This window comes from Neisseria gonorrhoeae (genome assembly GCF_013030075.1).
GTDB lineage: Bacteria > Pseudomonadota > Gammaproteobacteria > Burkholderiales > Neisseriaceae > Neisseria > Neisseria gonorrhoeae.
This window is the reverse complement of sequence record NZ_AP023069.1, coordinates 794,631-812,462: the sequence shown is the minus strand read 5'-3', so window position 1 is coordinate 812,462 and position 17,832 is coordinate 794,631. Positions and strand designations below refer to the sequence as shown.

Here is a 17,832-nt window from a genome sequence, read left to right as displayed (position 1 = left end):
TCCGACGCACCGACAGAAACATCACGACCGAAACCAAGAGAAAAACATGACCTATCAAGTTCTCGCCCGAAAATGGCGGCCCAAAACCTTTTCCGACTTAGTCGGTCAGGAACACGTCGTCAAAGCCCTGCAAAATGCCTTGGACGAAGGCAGGCTGCACCACGCCTACCTGCTGACCGGGACGCGCGGCGTGGGCAAAACCACCATCGCCCGCATCCTTGCCAAAAGCCTCAACTGCGAAAATGCGCAACACGGCGAACCTTGCGGCGTGTGCCAAAGCTGCACCCAAATCGATGCCGGACGCTATGTCGACCTGCTCGAAATCGACGCCGCCTCCAACACAGGCATCGACAACATCCGCGAAGTCTTGGAAAACGCCCAATACGCGCCGACCGCCGGCAAATACAAAGTCTATATCATCGACGAAGTGCATATGCTTTCCAAAAGCGCGTTCAACGCCATGCTCAAAACGCTGGAAGAGCCGCCCGAACACGTCAAATTCATCCTCGCCACCACCGATCCGCACAAAGTCCCCGTTACCGTATTAAGCCGCTGCCTGCAATTCGTCTTACGCAATATGACCGCGCAACAGGTTGCCGACCACCTTGCCCACGTCCTCGACAGCGAAAAAATCGCCTACGACCCCCCCGCCCTGCAACTTTTGGGACGTGCCGCCGCCGGATCGATGCGCGATGCCTTAAGCCTGCTCGACCAAGCCATCGCCCTAGGTTCGGGCAAAGTTGCCGAAAACGATGTCCGCCAAATGATCGGCGCGGTTGACAAACAATACCTGTACGAACTGCTGACAGGCATCGTCAACCAAGACGGCGAAGCCCTGCTGGCAAAAGCGCAGGAAATGGCGGCGTGTGCCGTCGGCTTTGACAACGCCTTGGGCGAACTGGCCATACTGCTGCAACAACTCGCCCTGATACAGGCAGTCCCCTCCGCCTTGGCGCACGACGACCCCGATTCCGATATTTTGCACCGCCTCGCCCAAACCATAAGCGGCGAACAAATCCAGCTTTACTACCAAATCGCCGTCCACGGCAAACGCGACCTGGGCCTCGCCCCCGACGAATACGCCGGCTTTATGATGACCCTGCTGCGTATGCTGGCGTTCGCCCCCTTGGCGGCGGCTTCGTGTGATGCAAACGCCGTGATTGAAAATACCGAACTTCAATCCCCGTCGGCACAAACCGCCGAAAAGGAAACCGCCGCAAAAAAGCCACAACCGCGCCCTGAAGCGGATGCCGCCCAAACGCCCGTTCAGACGGCATCCGCAGCAGCAATGCCGTCTGAAGGCAAAACTGCCGGCCCCGTTTCCCATCAAGAAAACAACGATGTTCCGCCTTGGGAAGACGCGCCGGACAAAACCGAAACCGCAGCCGGCACGGCGCGAACGTCGGCAAAAAGCATTCAGACGGCATCCGAAGCCGAAACGCCGCCCGAAAATCAAGTTTCCAAGAACAAGGCAGCCGACAACGAAACCGAGGCTTCCTTGTCCGAAGTGCCGTCTGAAAACCCCATTCAGGCAACACCGAATGATGAAGCCGTTGAAACGGAAACATTTGCACACGAAGCCCCTGCAGAACCTTTCTACGGTTTTCCGGATAATGACTGCCCCCCGGAAGACGGCGTGGAAATCCCGCCGCCCGATTGGGCAAATGTCCTCCCTGCCGATACCGCAGGCGGAGGGACGGACGAAGAAGCAGAAGCGGGCGGCATCGGCGGAAACAACACGCCGTCCGCCCCGCCGCCCGAATTTTCCACCGAAAACTGGGCAGCCATCGTCCGGCACTTCGCCCGCAAACTCGGCGCGGCGCAAATGCCGGCGCAACACTCCGCGTGGACGGAATACCGTTCCGACACCGGACTGATGGTTTTGGCAATGACCGCCGAAGCCCGCGCCACCGCCGACAAAAAGCGGCTCGACAAAATCCGCGACACCCTCGCCCAAGCCTACGGGCTGCAACTCACCCTGCAAACCGAAGACTGGCGCGACGAAGCCGGCCGGGAAACCCCCGCGATGCAGGACAAGCGTGTCCAAGCCGAAGACAGGCAAAAAGCACAAGCATTGCTCGAAGCCGACCCCGCCGCACAAAAAATCCTCCAAGCATTCGGCGCGCAATGGCAGCCCGAATCACTGGAATTGGCGGCAAACCGGCCATAAACAGATATAATGCCGCCCGAACCCTTCGGACGGCATTGCCGCTTCCCTCATTCATTCAAACACAAACAGGAGTATTCAGTATGTTCGGAAAAGCCGGATTAGGCGGCCTGATGAAACAGGCGCAGCAAATGCAGGAAAACATGAAAAAGGCACAAGCCAAACTTGCCGAAACCGAAATCGAAGGCGAAGCAGGCAACGGCTTGGTCAAAATCACAATGACCTGCGCGCACGAAGTACGCAAAATCGACATCAGCCCCGATTTGATTCAAGAAGCCGCCGATGACAAAGAAATGCTCGAAGACCTCATCCTCGCCGCCCTCAAATCCGCCCGGGGCAAAGCCGAAGAAACCGCAAACAAAACAATGGGCGCATTCACCCAAGATCTGCCCCCCGGCGTGGGCGACTTCTTCCGCTGACCCCGACCGTCATTCCCGCGAACGCGGGAATCCGGTAACCGAAAAACCACAGGAATCTATCGGAAAAAAACAGAAACCCCCGCCGCCGTCATTCCCGCGCAGGCGGGAATCTAGAACGTAGAATCTGAAAAACCGTTTTACTCGATAAATTTCCGTGCCGACAGGTCTGGATTCCCGCCTTCGCGGGAATGACGGCATATTTTTTGCATTTGATATAAAGGGTCGTTTGAATTTTGTTCAGCAAGTGCAAAGTATTGCACATAAAAGGGCGCAGGCTTCATCCGTAAAGTCGGCGCAGGATAGAGGCAAAGCGGGCGTAGGTCGGGCTGTAGCAACTGTATTTTTCACCCCGTCGGGTAAAAATATAGTGGATTAACAAAAACCGGTACGGCGTTGCCTCGCCTTAGATCAAAGAGAACGATTCTCTAAGATGCTGAAGCACCAAGTGAATCGGTTCCGTACTATAGTGGATTAAATTTAAACCAGTACGGCGTTGCCTCGCCTTGCCGTACTATTTGTACTGTCTGCGGCTCTCCGCCTTGTCCTGATTTTTGTTAATCCGCTATACCAAAACTCAAATCAAGCCGTCCGGAGGCGGCTCAAAAAAAACGGTACTTCGCAGCAGAAGTACCGTTTATCGGGATTTCAGGTTTTATTCTTCGGGTCGTTCGCCGTCGGTTTCGTCCTGCGTCCCTTCGGTGATGTGCATTTCTACGCCGTTGAGGGCGCGGATTTTTGCGTCGATTTCGTCGGAAATTTCGGGGTTTTCTTTCAGCCAGACGCGGACGTTGTCTTTGCCCTGACCGATTTTCGCGCCGTTGTAGCTGTACCACGCGCCGGATTTGTTGATGATGTCGTTTTTCACGCCGATGTCGATCAATTCGCCTTCCCAACTGATGCCTTCTCCGTAGAGGATGTCAAACTCTGCCTGACGGAACGGGGGGGCGACTTTGTTTTTGATGACTTTGACGCGGGTTTCGTTGCCCAATACTTCTTCGCCTTTTTTGATGGATCCGGTGCGGCGGATGTCGAGGCGGACGGAAGAATAGAATTTCAGCGCGTTGCCGCCGGTCGTGGTCTCGGGGCTGCCGAACATTACGCCGATCTTCATTCGGATTTGGTTGATGAACACAACCAGCGTATTGGTTTTTTTGATGTGTCCGGTCAGTTTGCGCAAAGCCTGACTCATCAGGCGCGCCTGCAGTCCGACGTGGCTGTCCCCCATATCGCCTTCGATTTCGGCTTTGGGGACGAGTGCGGCTACGGAATCGACGACTACCATATCTATGCCGCCCGAACGGACGAGCGTGTCGCAGATTTCCAAAGCCTGTTCGCCGGTATCGGGCTGGGACAGGTAAAGCTCTTCGACTTTTACGCCGAGTTTGCGGGCGTAAACGGGATCGAAGGCGTGTTCGGCATCGACAAAGGCGCACACGCCGCCGTTTTTCTGGCATTGGGCGACGGCTTCGAGGCAGAGTGTGGTTTTGCCGGAGGATTCGGGGCCGAAGATTTCGACGATGCGCCCGCGCGGCAGGCCGCCGACTCCGAGGGCGAGGTCTAATCCGAGCGATCCGGTGGAAATGACTTCGAGGTTTTCTTCCTGCTGGCTGCCGTCCATTTTCATGATGGCGCCTTTGCCGAAACTTTTTTCGATTTGCGCCAGTGCGGCGGCAAGGGCTTTGCTTTTGTCGTCTGACATGGGGGTTACTCCGGAACAAATGCGGTATGTGGGCTGCGGCGCAACACGGGCTGCGGCGCGGAATATGAATCGGTCGGTCATTATCGCATGTTTGCCTTTCGGGGGCTACCATCCGCTTCAGACCGAATGCCGTCTGAAACATTGTCCCTCCTTTGCTATAATGGCGCCCTTACTTTTCCCGCCAGCCGCTTGAACCGCCATGCACACCAGCCTGACCGTCAAAAATACCGTTATCGGAAGCGGGCGCACCAAAATCGCCGTGCCGCTTGTCGCCCGAGATGCCGCCGATTTATCCTCCGTGCTGTCCCAAATCAAAAACCTGCCCTTCGATATCGTCGAGTTCCGCGCCGACTTTTTGGAATGCGCGGGCAGCATCGGCGAAGTATTGCGCCACACGCAGGCCGTCCGCGACGCGCTGCCCGACAAACCGCTGCTGTTTACGTTCAGACGGCATTGCGAAGGCGGCTCGTTCCCGTGTTCGGACGATTATTATTTTGAACTGCTCGACGCGCTGATCGAAAGCCGCCTGCCCGACATTATCGATATCGAGCTGTTTTCCGGCGAAACCGCCGTCCGCCGCGCCGTGGCAAATGCTCAAAAAAACGGCATCGCCGCCCTGCTCTGCAATCATGAGTTTCACCGCACGCCGCCGCAAGAAGAAATCGTATGCCGTCTGAAACAGATGGAGGACTGCGGCGCGGACATCTGCAAAATTGCGGTGATGCCGCAAAGCTCGGAAGATGTGCTGACTTTGCTTTCCGCCACGCTCGAAGCGAAACGGCTTGTCGCCAAACCGGTTATTACGATGTCGATGGGGCAGACGGGTGCGGTCAGCCGGCTTGCCGGACAGGTGTTCGGCTCAAGCATCACGTTCGGTTCGGGAACGCAAAACTCCGCGCCGGGGCAAATCGGCGTATCCGCCCTCCGTGCGGCACTCGACTGCCTCGAAAGCGGCGCAGACTGATTTCAGACGGCATCAAAACATGATGAAACTCAATGCCCAACAGCTCGAAGCCGTCCGCTACCTCGGCGGCCCCCTGTTCGTCCTTGCCGGCGCAGGCAGCGGCAAAACCGGCGTGATTACGCAAAAAATCAAGCATTTGATTGTCAATGTCGGCTATCTGCCGCATACCGTCGCCGCGATTACCTTTACCAACAAAGCCGCTGCGGAAATGCAGGAGCGCGTCGCCAAAATGCTGCCCAAACCGCAAACGCGCGGGCTGACGATTTGCACGTTCCATTCTTTGGGCATGAAGATTCTGCGCGAAGAGGCGAACCATATCGGTTACAAAAAAAACTTCTCCATTCTCGACTCTACCGACAGCGCCAAAATCATCGGCGAACTCTTAGGCGGCACGGGAAAAGAAGCCGTATTCAAGGCGCAGCACCAGATTTCCCTTTGGAAAAACGATTTAAAAACGCCTGAAGATGTCGTTCAGACGGCCTCTAATGTGTGGGAACAACAAACCGCGCGCGTGTATGCAAGTTATCAGGAAACCCTGCAAAGCTATCAGGCAGTAGATTTTGACGACTTAATCCGCCTGCCTGCCGTGCTGTTGCAGCAAAACAGTGAAGTGCGCAACAAATGGCAGCGGCGGCTGCGTTATCTGTTGGTTGACGAATGCCAAGATACGAATACCTGCCAATTTGCGCTGATGAAACTCTTGACAGGCGCGGAAGGGATGTTTACCGCCGTCGGCGACGACGACCAGTCCATCTACGCATGGCGCGGCGCGAACATGGAAAACCTGCGCAAAATGCAGGAAAACTATCCGCAGATGAAGGTCATCAAACTGGAGCAAAACTACCGCTCCACCGCGCGGATTCTCAAAATTGCCAACAAAGTCATCGAAAACAACCCCAAGCTGTTTACCAAAAAACTTTGGTCGCAATTGGGCGAAGGCGAGCCGGTTAAAGTCGTTGCCTGCCAAAACGAGCAGCACGAAGCCGATTGGGTCGTCAGCCAAATCGTCAAACAAAAACTCATCGGCGGCGACAAAACCCGATACGCCGATTTTGCCGTGTTATACCGCGGCAAGCATCAGGCACGGATTTTCGAGGAAGCATTGCGCGGCGCGCGCATCCCCTACCGTCTCTCCGGCGGACAAAGCTTTTTCGACAAAGCCGAAATCAAAGACGTGTTGTCTTATGTGCGGCTGCTTGCCAACCCCAACGACGATCCCGCCTTTCTGCGCGCCGTTACCACGCCAAAACGCGGCATCGGCGATGTAACGCTGGGCAAACTCAACGCCTACGCGCACGAACACGAATGCAGCCTGTATGAAGCCGCACAAAACGAAGAAGCCCTTGCCACACTGAACAATACCAACCGCCAACACCTGCAAGCCTTTATGGATATGTTCGGCAACTACCGCGCCAAAGCCGAAATCGACGAAGCGGGCGAGTTCATCAACAGCCTGCTCGAAGAAATCGACTATGAAAACCATTTGATGCAAAACGAAGAAGGCAAAGCCGGCGAAATCAAATGGCGCAACGTCGGCGAGTTGGTATCGTGGTTCGCACGAAAAGGCGAACGGGACGGCAAAAACGTCATCGAACTCGCCCAAACCGTCGCCTTGATGACGCTTTTGGAAGGAAAAGACGAAGAAGAAACCGATGCCGTCTCGCTATCCACGCTGCACGCCGCCAAAGGTTTGGAGTATCCGTATGTTTTCCTTGTCGGTTGCGAAGAAGGTGTTTTGCCGCACAACGACAGCATCGAAGAAGGCAACGTCGAAGAAGAACGCCGCCTGATGTACGTCGGCATCACCCGTGCCAAACGCCAACTCACGCTGACCCACTGTGTCAAACGCAAAAAACAAGGCATATGGCAATTCCCCGAACCCAGCCGATTCATAGACGAAATGCCGCAGGAAGATTTGAAAATCCTGGGGCGCAAAGGCGGCGAACCGATTGTCAGCAAAGAAGAAGGCAGACGTAACCTTGCCGATATAATCGGAAGGATCGACAACCTAAAAAAAAGCGGCCCGGCGGATTAAACCGGAGCCGCAATGCCGTCTGAAAGACGTTCAGACGGCATATTTTTTGAACGGCGCGCGTCAAGCGGTTTACGCCCACAAATCCTGCTGCTGATTTTTCGGTACAAGCCTGCCGACACCGATACCGATGAGGCGGAACGCGTCTTCCGTCTGCGGCGGGACGCGCGCCATCAACATTTGCGCAGCCTGCAGCAGAGCTGCGCAGTCGGGCAATACGGAGGAATAAGTCAGCGTGCGCGTGATGATGCGGAAATCGTAGGTCTTCAGCTTGAGCGTTACGCTTTGGGCTTCGACGTTTTTGCGCGTGATTTGCCGCCACAGGTCTTCGGCAAGATGGGGCAGGTGTCCGGCAGCCTGCCCGAGCGGCAGGTCTTCGGGCAGGGTGATTTCTGTGGAAATTTGGAGGCGTTCGCGTTCGGCTTTGACGGGGTGTTCGTCCGTACCGCGCGCCAAATCATAGAGGCGGTAGCCGTAGCGTCCGAAATGGTTTAAGAGCTCGCCGCGCTCGAAACGGCGCAAATCGCCCGCCGTCCGCATACCCAGCGACTGCATTTTTTTCAGCGTTACCTTGCCCGCTCCGGGGATTTTGCCCAAAGGCAGGGTTTCCAAAAATGCCATAACTTTGTGCGGCGGCAACACAAACTGCCCGTTCGGCTTGCGCCAGTCGGAAGCAATTTTCGCCAGAAATTTGTTCGGCGCGATGCCTGCGGATGCGGTCAAACCCGTTTCCGCAAAAATGGCGGCACGGATTTCTTTGGCAACTTCGCCGGCGTAAGGGATATTTTTGAAATTACGGGTAACGTCAAGATAGGCTTCGTCCGGCGACAGGGGTTCGATTAAATCGGTATAACGTCTGAATACGGCGTGAATCTGCGCAGAAACCTGACGGTACAAATCGAAATGCGGCGGCACATACACCGCTTGCGGACACAGCCTTTTCGCCGTTGCCACCGACATCGCGGAATGCAGCCCGAACTGCCGTGCATCATACGATGCGGCACAAATCACCGAACGCGCGCCCTCCCACGCGACGACCACCGGCCGCCCTTTCAAATGCGGCTGTTCGCGCAGTTCTACCGATGCGTAGAACGCGTCCATATCGATGTGGATGATTTTGCGTAAAGACATCGGCTCTGCCGAGGATAAAAGGGATATTTTACTGCGGGCATCGGACAAAATCCAAATATACTAACAGGTTAAATACAAAAGAGTTGGCTGGATTAATTTTGAAACTCGATAAAAATAATGGTTTTTATCAAGCAGAAAGAAACAGTAATGGAAATTATGATATCGTAAGAAAAAATTATCTGAAAAATATTACCAAAATACAATCAAATATATTGATTTACTTAGATAATACCAGTACCGGATTTAAAATTCAACAGAGGAGAAAACAAATCAGAGCACAAATTTCAGCCAGACAATGGAGAAGATAAAAGATGAATAAAAATATAATTTATATATTTTCTTTATTAATCACTATTGTTATTTTCTTTATATTTGAAAAGAATGTAATAAGCAAAATAAGTTTTGATTATAATAAAAAAGAATTCTTAATTAGTGATATAACGAACTTTAACTGGGATCATGTAAAACTGTATATAATCAATTCAGATTTCCAAAAAATTGTTTTTTATGATAAAGGTAAGATAGTTTTTGAGGAATTAATAGAACTAGATAGGAAAGGGAAAGTTTTACCTCAATATCTATTTGATTCATATTTGAAAAATGTTTAATATTACGAATGTGATTACAAGAATGGCAAGATGCAACTTTTAAAAAAGAAAAATTACATTCTTTTGATAGATATTTTTATTATTATAAACCTATAAACTGTAGGCCGAAACTTTTGTAAAACTGTCCATACTCATTACCGCCTAGTCGGTAATGCATTTTTTAGTAGTATTTGAAAAAGTATGATGATAAAAACGGTTAAGCCTAACTTTTTCATAAAATCCAGCAGAGTAAGGCAGAAAAAAACACCCAAATTGGCTATAATCCCGACAAACACACTCAAGGACAACAACATGGCAGCCTCGCCCGAAGCAAAATTCACCGAAGAAAAGATTTTGTGGGTCAAACACCACACGCCGAAACTCATCACTTTCGCCATCAGCCGTCCCGAATCCTACCGTTTTAAAGCCGGACAGTTCTCCCGACTCGGTTTCTACGAAGGTAAAGGCTTTATTTGGCGTGCCTATTCCGTCGTTTCCGCAGAATATGCCGACACGCTCGAATATTTTGCCGTACTCATCCAAGACGGCCCCATGTCGGCCCTTTTCGCCAAAATGCAACAGGGCGACACCATCCTGCTCGATAAAAATGCCACTGGCTTTCTCCTGCCCGAACGCTTCCCCGACGGCAAGGATTTGGTGATGCTCTGTACCGGCTCGGGCATCGCCCCCTTCCTTTCCATTCTCGAACAACCCGAAATCCGGCAGCGTTTCGATACCGTCAACCTGATACATTCCGTATCTTTTCCCGAAGAATTGATTTTCAACGACCGGCTGGCCGCATTGTCCGAACATCCCCTGGTAGGCGAATACGGACACTCGTTCCGTTTCGTCCCTGTTACCACCCGTGCCGCCAACCCCTCGGGCTTAAGCGGAAAACGCATTCCGGAACTCTTAAAAAACAACAGCATCGAACAGGCGCTGCATACCAAGCTTACCCCGGAATCCACACGGTTTATGATTTGCGGTAACCCGGAAATGGTCAAAGACACTTTCCAAACGCTGCTCGATATGGGTTACGCCATGCACCGCAACCGCATTCCCGGTCAAATCATGATGGAAAACGGCTTCTAAAAACGAACGCTCCCAACCCCTACCCACGCCCACACACAAAACAAAATAAAAAACAGCGATATACAAAAACCAATTTGCAAAAACAGACCTCACGCCTATACTGCCACTCACAGCAAGCAACACAAAAAAGCGGGTACAAATTAGGGTACAAAACACAAGCCCGAACACAGAAGCACCCCAACCAAACCCAAAGGCAAAGGCAAACAAAATGGCGGCACACAACAAACTGACCCAAAAACAAATAGAAGCAGCCAAGGCAGACGGCAAACAAAGCAAGCTGGCCGACGGCGGCGGCTTATATCTGCTGCTGCACCCCAACGGCAGCAAATACTGGCGGATGCGCTACCGGCACGGCGGATGCGAAAAAACCCTAGCCTTGGGCGTATATCCCGCCGTCAGCCTCAAGCAGGCCCGCGAACTTGCCCGCGCCGCCCGGGCGCAGACCGCCGCCGGCATCGACCCCGTCGCCGAACACCACCGCACCCGTCCCGGCAGCGGGCGCAGCCTTCCCGAAATCGCCCGCGCGTGGTACGGCAGCCGTCAAGGGCAACGCGCCGACAACACACTGGAAGGCGACCGCCGTTCACTCGCCTACCTGACCGACTACTACAAAGACAACACCGACATCAACGACATCACCACCGCCGGCGTATCAAAATTTATCGAACACCTCAACCGCATCAACATCCCCGCCTGCGCCCGGCGCACCGTCCAAATCCTCGCCCAAATATGGGACTATGCCGTCCAGCGCGGCATCATTACCGACGAACGGCGCAACCCCGCAACCACCGCCCGCCCACTGCTAAACACAAGCAAACCCAAACCCCAGCCCCACATCCGCCCCGACGAGTTGCCCGACTTTTACCGCGCCCTCCAAACCGCCCACGACCTGCACCCGTACGCCCGCCCCCTGCTGCTGCTTGCCGCCCTGACCGTCCCCCGTCCGTCCGCACTGCTTTCCGCCCGCTGGCAAGACATCGACCTCACCGCCCGGTTATGGCACATCCCCGCCGCCGACATGAAGACCAAACACCCCTTTACCGTCCCACTGTCGGACTGGGCAGTAGAAATACTCCGAGAGCTGCACACACAGACCGGCGACAACATCCACCTTTTCCCAGGCATCCGCCCACGGCGCAAACCCGCCCCCCATCCCGACCACATCAGCATCAAATTCGCCCACAACGCCATCCGACGACTGGGCTATGACGGCAGCACCCCGGCAAATCCAAACACACCATGCACGGATTCCGCGACCTCTTCACCAACATCAGCCTGACCGCCGGAAAAGACACCCTCACAACAGACCTCGCCCTTGGCCACATCAGCCGCGCCGCCCTCCAACGCGCCGGCTTCTCAAGCCTGCACCACTACCTGACCGCCGACAGCTACCGCCTCCAAGAGCGGCGCGAACTCGCCGAATGGTACGGCCGCCGCCACCGCCAAGCATACGAAGCCGCCGCCCAAAACACTTGCAATAAAACCTAAAAGGTATTAACATACATACATGGCAGACATCCTGCCATCCGACAAGCGGCGGCAACCGCCAAAAACGAAAGGAAATCCAATAAACATAATCGAACAAGAAACAAAACGCACCGAGTTAAGAAAAATAGATGCCGAAATCGCCAAAATCATTGCCGACGCGCACAAAATCAACGCCGAATCCGTAAAAATAGCCCAAGAGTCCCGCTGGTATCCCATGATGGCGGCCACCGGTCTGGTTACCGCCATCGCCGCCGTGTTGGCACTGATATTCAAATTTGCCTGACCACAAGCCCCGCGAGGGGCTTTATCCCTCAACAAAATGAACAGAGCCGCACTATTCAACCGCTACCCCGAATGGATTATCGGGCAAGACGGCGCAAGCCGTTTCATTACCCATTGCCGCTATCCCCGCCTGATTGCCAAAATCCACAGGCAGACAGACGGCGAATGCCCGGGCGGGCATTACCGCCATTCCGAAAACGGCATCACCCTTTACGATTTTATTTTTTTCGGCGGCAAACCGGCAGACGAAGCCCGATTTGCCGCCGTCCTTACCGAAACCTGCCGCCGGGCAGTCAAAAAAATAGGGTCTGTACCAGATTAGCAGATATGTTACCCTCGAAATATGAAGATAACACACTGCAAATTAAAGAAAGAAGTACAAAAAGAACCGCTCCGTTCTTTTGTACCGGAAGTTACCGCCCGTTCTGCCGCCGATATTTTGGGTATCCATCCCGATTCGGCGGCACTGTTTTACCGTAAAATCCGCACGGTTGCCAACCATCGTTTGGCCTTGGCTGCCGATGAGGTTTTCGAGGGCCCCGCCGGGCCGGGCGCAAGCTGTTTCGGCGGACGGCGTAAAGGCAGACGCGGTCGCGGCGCGGCAGGAAAAGCGGTTGTCTTCGGCATTCCGAAACGCAACGGGCGGGCCTATACCGTTGCCGCGGACGATGCCGAGCCTGAAACGTTGCTCCCTGCCGTCAAAAAGAAAATCATGCCGGACGGTATTGTTTATGCCGATAGCCCGGGCAGCCGCGGCAAGTCGGACGCGGGCGGTTTTACCCGTTGCCGCATCAACCGTTCCAAGGAATTTGCAGACCGTCGGAACCACATTAACGGCATTGGGAGCTTTTGGAATCAGGCAAAACGCGCCTTGCGAAAATACAACGGAATCGACCGCAAACCTTTCCCGCCGTTCTTGAGGGAATGCGAATTTCGACTTAACTTCGGCACACCGTCCCGGCAGCTAAAAATCCTGCGGGATCGGTGTGGAATTTAGGGATAATCTAGTACAGCCACAAAAAATATGCGAAACAAAATAAACCGCAACGACATGGAACTCGGCTACACGCCTTACAACCTTCGCACCCTGCGCAACCGCTGCAAACTGACACAGGCCGAGTTGGCGCAAATCGTCGGGGTGAAGCACTACATACAGGTAGGCCGCTGGGAAGCCGAACCCGATACCGAAACGCGGCGGGCCGATATGCCGCTGGAAAAATGGCGGCAGTTCCTCGATTGGATAGAAAAAACAAACGCCGTCTGAAACCTTCAGACGGCATTTTTTACCCACCCCCAAACCTAAAAACCACAACCAAGCCCTACACCGCTTGCCCCCACCTCGCCGCCGCCCCAAAATAACCTCACTCTGTTGGAAGCCTGCCGGAAACGGCAAAAGCCGCCCCGTTCCGCCATTACGGGGCGGTTTCCCACATCAAGACGAGACAGAAATGACCGACCGCCAAATAGACAACCTGATCAAACCCGCCACCATCGCCGACACCGACCCCGCGTCCGCGCACAACACGGCGGCATTACCACCGACTGGCTGCCCTATATCGTCCCCTTTGCAGGCGGCGTGTCAGTATGGCGCATCCCAAGTGTCGGCGAAGCCTGCACCATCTTATCCCCTGCCGGCGAACCCGAGAACGGCGTAGTTTTATGCTGCCAAGCCTCCGACCGATACCCCGCCCCGTCCGCCGACCCCGCCGAAACCGTCGTCCGATTTCCCGACGGCACGCACATCCGCTACAACCACAACAGCGGCGCGATGGAATTAAAAGCCGTTACAAGCCTGACCATCGACACCCCCCAAACCACCATAACCGGACACCTGACCGTCAACCAAACCACCACCGCCCAAGGGCTGCTGACCTACCAAAATGGCATGAACGGCCAAGGCGGCAGCCTGTCCGAGCACACCCACCCCGACGACTCCGGCGGTACAACGGAAAAACCCCAATGACCGACGCAGAAAACGGACGCGGGCAAGACACCCTCGCCCACATCGCCCAATCCATCCGCAACATCCTGTTCACAAGAATAGGAACGCGGCTGATGCGCGAAGAATACGGCAGTTTTATTCCCGACTTGATCGATATGCCCGCCGGTCACGCCGCCATCGCCCTCATCCACCAAGCCGCCGTTACCGCCCTCGCAAGATGGAAACCCCGCATAACCGTCCGCCGCATACAGGCAGACACCGCCGACCTCGCCGCCGGCAAAATCAAATTAACCCTAGACGTAACCCTTGCCGACGGCGGCGAACGAACCTACCGCATCAAATAATAAAAACAACAGGATAAACAATGGGAAACAGCCGATTAAGCCAACTCCCCGCGCCCGCCGCCATCGAAGAAACCGACTTTGAGGGCATCTTCGCGCGCAAAAAAGCCGCCCTCACCGCCCTATGTCCCGAAAGCATCCGCGAAACCGTCGCCCAAACCCTCGAATTAGAATCAGAACCCCTAACCATCGACCTGCAACAGCAAGCCTATCAAGAGCTGCTCGTCCGCAACCGCATCAACGAAGCCGTCAAAGCCAACCTCTTGGCATACGCACAAGGCAGCGACCTCGACCACATCGCCGCCCAATACGGACTTTCACGCAAAACCATCCGCGCCGCCGACCCCGACGCGAACCCGCCGGTTGCCGCCGAATACGAAACCGACGACGCATTCCGCGCCCGCGTCCAAGCCCATCCCGAAAAATACGCCGCCGGGCCGCGCACCGCATACGAAGCCCACGCCATCGACGCACACCCCCAAATCACACACGCCCGCGCCGTGCGCCGCGCCGCCGGCACGGTGGAGGTTTACATCAAAACCCAAAGCGGCACGCCCGACGAAACCATTTTGACCGCCGCGCGCGAATACCTGTCCGCCGAAACACGCCGCCCCCTTTGCGACAACGTGCAAGTAACCGCCGCCCAACCCAAAGACGCGGCAGTAGAGTATTCCGCCGAATACCACCCCGCCGCCAATATTCAAGCCGAACGGCAGACCGCCTGCGAAGCCTTGGATAACCTATGGCGGCAAAACGCCCACATCGGCGCATCCGTCGCCCTGTCTAAAATCATCGGCGCGTTAGACACCCCCGGCGTGAAAAAAAATCACACTGCACAGCCCCGCCGCCGACATCGAATGCGGCAACGGCGAATACATCCGAATCACGTCCACGCTCGAGCGCGAATAAATGAACAGCACCGTCCCCGCGAACAACAGCCCCCTGCAACACGCACTGGCAAAGCTGACAGAACGCGAAACTGCCGCCGTCTCCCGCCAACTCGACCCCGGATTTTTACCCTTTCACGCCTTCGCAAGAAGCATCGGCACGGAAGAGGGCTGGGACTTTGCCGAAACTGACGAAGCCCGCCGCAACCTCATCGCAGGCTTTGCCGAAATCCACGCCCGAAAAGGCACGCCGTACGCCATCCGCGCCCTCTTCCCCATCTTGCGGCTGGGCGAAATCCAAATTATCGAACGCGACGGCGAGTTCAAGTGGGACGGCTCGGTCTTGTTCGACGGCAGCCGCACATTCGGCAGGCGCAAGGGTGACTGGGCGGAATACCGCATTGTCTTAACGCGCCCCGTCAGCATCCGCCAAACCGCCCGCATCCGCGCCATGTTGGCGGAAATCGCCCCCTTGCGGTGCGAACTTACCGCGCTCGACTACCGCAACCATCCCCACCGCTGGAACGGCAAAATCCGCTTTAACGGCGAATACGGTTTCGGCACGACATAACGCGCCCCCGAAAATCAACAAACAAAAGGAAGCCCCAAAATGGCAAACGCAACCGAACAAAACCAATTCGACCAAGCCGTCCGCCTCATCGAACCCGGCGACAGCGTCGTCGTCGGCCCAGGCGCGCCCGTCAACCAACCACTGCAAGCCCTCGCCAACCGCACCCTTTTGCTCAAAAACCAAACCGAAGCCCTTCAGACGGCATCCGACACCAAAGCCGCACCATCGCACTGGGCGCGCCCGGGCAAATCACCGCAACAAGCCAAAACACCGTCCCAAAAAACGGCCACACCCACGCCATCGACACCGCACGCACCGACCGCGCCGGCATCGTCCGATTAGACAATGCCATTAGCGAAGCCGAAGACACCGCCGCCACCCCCAAAGCCGTCAAAACCGCGATCGACCAAGCCCGCGCCGCCGCCGCGACCGCCGACCTCAAAGTCTCCCTCTCCGACAACCAAACCGTTACCGGCCAAAAAACCTTTACCGCCGAAACACAATTCCAAAGCGGCATCCGGCTGTCCGCCAACCCGACGCACTGAAACGGCGGCTACAAAGCCTATATCGGCGCGGATAACGAAAACGCCCACATCGTCTTCGGCGACGACACCCTGCGCCTGCACGGCGCAAATAACCGCATTTCCTACAACAACCACGACATCTTCCACAAAGCCAACAAACCGCGTTTCAACGAAGACATCGAAGGCAAACCGAACACGCTGTCCGGCTACGGCATCGGCAACTTCAAAGTCGAAACATTCCGGGGCGATTTGAACAGCCTCAAAACCGACGGCGTCTATTCCCTGCCGACGGCGGTCGGCAGCTCGAACCTGCCCGTTGAAAACACCGCCTGCCATATCCAAGTCATCGCCGGCACGCAACCCGGCTGGTGCAGGCAGTTGGGCTATCCCGCCTACACGTCCGACGTGTACGAACGCTACCAGACCAGCAGCGCAAACGACGACTGGAGCGCGTGGAAAAAACTCAATTCGGAAGGCATCCCCGCCGGCGCGATCGTGTCCTTTCCCAAAGCCGTCCGAAACCCCGCAGGCTATCTCAAAGCCGACGGCACGATCTTTGCACAAAACACCTTCTCGACCTTTACCGCGCCCTGGGCAACACAAACAAACTGCCCGACCTGACCCGTACCGACATCGGCATCACCGCGTGGTTTCCGTCCGACCAAATCCAGACGGGCTGGCTGGCGTTTGACGACATCCGAGAGCGCGTAACCGAATCGGCTTATCCCGAACTTTACCGCCTGCTGACCGAAAAATACGGACGCATCCAAAACGTCCCGCAGGCGGAAGACCGCTTTATCCTCAACGCGGGCAACGGCTTGGCGGTCGGAACGAAGCAGGAAGACGAAATCAAACGGCACGTCCACAAAGTATTTTCACACTGGGCAAACCACCCAGACGCCGCCGCCGTCGGTTACGAAGACCGCAATGAAAGGCAAAGAAGCGCGCTCGTATCGACTTGGACGGACGGCGACTTAAACGACAACGGCTTTTTAACCCCGCGATTGGACAGCAAAATGGCAACGGGCGGCGCAGAAAACCGCCCCAAAGCCCTGGTTTTAAAACTGTGCATCAAAGCCGCCGACACCTTGGGCGAAGCCGTGTTCCGGATAAAGTCCCACGGCGAAACCGCCAACGCCGGCGCACTGGACGCGTCAAGGCTGGCGCAAGGTTTGCAGGAAAAAGCCGACCGCGACCACACCCACACCACCGCCCAAATCCAAGGGCTGGACGAAAAAATCAGCGCCGCCGTTGCCGCGCAATTCACACGCCAAACCATCGGCGGCGTGGATATTGTCAGATTCCCCGACGGCACAATGATACAGACCGGCAGTTACAGGTTTGCAAGAGGCGGCAGCCCCATAGGAAACGAAGTTGTCTTCCCCATCGCCTTTGCCGACGGCAACGTCAAATGCTTCGTATCCGAACGCCATTCGGGACGCGTCAACGGCGAAAGGCAACACAACTGGCTGTTTATCCGCGCAAAAAACCACGCCGCCGCCATTATTACCAACTGGTACGAAAGCAGTTGCGACTGGATGGCCATCGGCAAATCCGCCTCGGGAAACGCCGCCAGCCCCACCCCGATAGTCCCCGAAATACCTGAAATCGATGAAGAACCGCAAAGAGAGAGTGGAAGATCATCAACCGGACTCCGAAACCCCCGCCGCCACCGAGGCCTCGACTTCCCCGTGGGGTCGTAAGAC

At 55.5% G+C, this 17,832-nt stretch carries 17 protein-coding genes, 1 pseudogene and 1 other annotated feature; of the genes and pseudogenes, 16 read left to right on the top strand and 2 right to left on the bottom strand.

The window, feature by feature from the left end:
• Window positions 1-46 precede the first annotated feature (46 nt).
• The gene (gene dnaX / locus HT085_RS04165; RefSeq protein WP_003691207.1) at window positions 47-2,170 is read left to right on the top strand and encodes a DNA polymerase III subunit gamma/tau; all 2,124 of its coding nucleotides are present in this window, start codon (window positions 47-49) and stop codon (window positions 2,168-2,170) included.
• Window positions 1,236-1,275 (top strand) — a sequence feature (This ribosomal frameshift element is known only in the genus Neisseria.). Its footprint overlaps the gene before it by 40 nt.
• A gap of 80 nt (window positions 2,171-2,250) precedes the next feature.
• Window positions 2,251-2,586, top strand: a complete 336-nt coding sequence (locus HT085_RS04160) for a YbaB/EbfC family nucleoid-associated protein (protein WP_003688693.1) — start codon at window positions 2,251-2,253, stop codon at window positions 2,584-2,586.
• Between the two features lie 652 nt (window positions 2,587-3,238).
• Here the strand turns inward: HT085_RS04160 and recA are convergent.
• Window positions 3,239-4,285 (bottom strand): recombinase RecA, encoded by a 1,047-nt coding sequence (gene recA, locus HT085_RS04155; RefSeq protein ID WP_003688695.1) that lies wholly within the window; start codon window positions 4,283-4,285, stop codon window positions 3,239-3,241.
• A 199-nt stretch (window positions 4,286-4,484) separates the two neighbouring features.
• Between recA and aroD the strand changes: the two genes are divergently transcribed.
• Both aroD and rep read left to right on the top strand, forming a co-directional pair.
• On the top strand, window positions 4,485-5,249 hold the full coding sequence (gene aroD, locus HT085_RS04150) for a type I 3-dehydroquinate dehydratase (RefSeq protein WP_003688696.1): 765 nt from the start codon (window positions 4,485-4,487) through the stop codon (window positions 5,247-5,249).
• A gap of 19 nt (window positions 5,250-5,268) precedes the next feature.
• Entirely contained in the window at window positions 5,269-7,284 is a 2,016-nt protein-coding gene (gene rep, locus HT085_RS04145; protein WP_012503651.1) for a DNA helicase Rep, read from the top strand.
• Window positions 7,285-7,353: 69 nt separating this feature from the next.
• On the opposite strand, the gene dinB is transcribed toward rep, so the two are convergent.
• On the bottom strand, window positions 7,354-8,412 hold the full coding sequence (gene dinB, locus HT085_RS04140; protein WP_003688698.1) for a DNA polymerase IV: 1,059 nt from the start codon (window positions 8,410-8,412) through the stop codon (window positions 7,354-7,356).
• Between the two features lie 899 nt (window positions 8,413-9,311).
• Here dinB and HT085_RS04130 point away from each other — a divergent pair.
• The 12 genes and pseudogenes from HT085_RS04130 (at window position 9,312) to HT085_RS12165 (ending at window position 17,829) form a co-directional block, all read left to right on the top strand.
• Window positions 9,312-10,091 carry a ferredoxin--NADP reductase gene (locus HT085_RS04130; RefSeq protein WP_003688701.1) on the top strand — a complete coding sequence of 260 codons (780 nt, stop codon included), beginning with the start codon at window positions 9,312-9,314 and terminating at the stop codon, window positions 10,089-10,091.
• A gap of 208 nt (window positions 10,092-10,299) precedes the next feature.
• Window positions 10,300-11,370, top strand: a complete 1,071-nt coding sequence (locus HT085_RS04125) for a tyrosine-type recombinase/integrase (protein ID WP_003691208.1) — start codon at window positions 10,300-10,302, stop codon at window positions 11,368-11,370.
• Window positions 11,331-11,579: a site-specific integrase gene (locus HT085_RS11740; RefSeq protein WP_003695320.1), complete on the top strand. Its 249-nt coding sequence runs from the start codon at window positions 11,331-11,333 to the stop codon at window positions 11,577-11,579. The genes HT085_RS04125 and HT085_RS11740 overlap by 40 nt, the downstream gene beginning before the upstream one ends.
• A gap of 19 nt (window positions 11,580-11,598) precedes the next feature.
• Window positions 11,599-11,862 carry a hypothetical protein gene (locus HT085_RS04120; RefSeq protein WP_003688704.1) on the top strand — a complete coding sequence of 88 codons (264 nt, stop codon included), beginning with the start codon at window positions 11,599-11,601 and terminating at the stop codon, window positions 11,860-11,862.
• Window positions 11,863-11,898: 36 nt separating this feature from the next.
• Window positions 11,899-12,183, top strand: a complete 285-nt coding sequence (locus HT085_RS04115) for a hypothetical protein (protein ID WP_003706224.1) — start codon at window positions 11,899-11,901, stop codon at window positions 12,181-12,183.
• A gap of 21 nt (window positions 12,184-12,204) precedes the next feature.
• Window positions 12,205-12,858 (top strand): IS1595 family transposase, encoded by a 654-nt coding sequence (locus HT085_RS04110; protein WP_048596901.1) that lies wholly within the window; start codon window positions 12,205-12,207, stop codon window positions 12,856-12,858.
• Window positions 12,859-12,912: 54 nt separating this feature from the next.
• Window positions 12,913-13,125, top strand: a complete 213-nt coding sequence (locus tag HT085_RS04105) for a helix-turn-helix domain-containing protein (protein ID WP_002243493.1) — start codon at window positions 12,913-12,915, stop codon at window positions 13,123-13,125.
• A gap of 105 nt (window positions 13,126-13,230) precedes the next feature.
• Window positions 13,231-13,824 (top strand): phage baseplate assembly protein V, encoded by a 594-nt coding sequence (locus HT085_RS04100; RefSeq protein WP_003691210.1) that lies wholly within the window; start codon window positions 13,231-13,233, stop codon window positions 13,822-13,824.
• Window positions 13,821-14,147 carry a GPW/gp25 family protein gene (locus HT085_RS04095; protein ID WP_003688709.1) on the top strand — a complete coding sequence of 109 codons (327 nt, stop codon included), beginning with the start codon at window positions 13,821-13,823 and terminating at the stop codon, window positions 14,145-14,147. Before HT085_RS04100 ends, HT085_RS04095 begins: the two co-directional genes overlap by 4 nt.
• 20 nt (window positions 14,148-14,167) lie before the next feature.
• Complete coding sequence (locus HT085_RS04090) at window positions 14,168-15,223, top strand: baseplate assembly protein (RefSeq protein WP_003691212.1); 1,056 nt, start codon at window positions 14,168-14,170, stop codon at window positions 15,221-15,223.
• A complete protein-coding gene (locus tag HT085_RS11735; RefSeq protein ID WP_228547146.1) occupies window positions 15,108-15,602 on the top strand; it encodes a phage tail protein in 495 nt (164 codons plus the stop codon). Before HT085_RS04090 ends, HT085_RS11735 begins: the two co-directional genes overlap by 116 nt.
• A gap of 39 nt (window positions 15,603-15,641) precedes the next feature.
• Window positions 15,642-17,829 (top strand): annotated as a pseudogene (locus tag HT085_RS12165) (tail fiber protein).
• Window positions 17,830-17,832 lie beyond the last annotated feature (3 nt).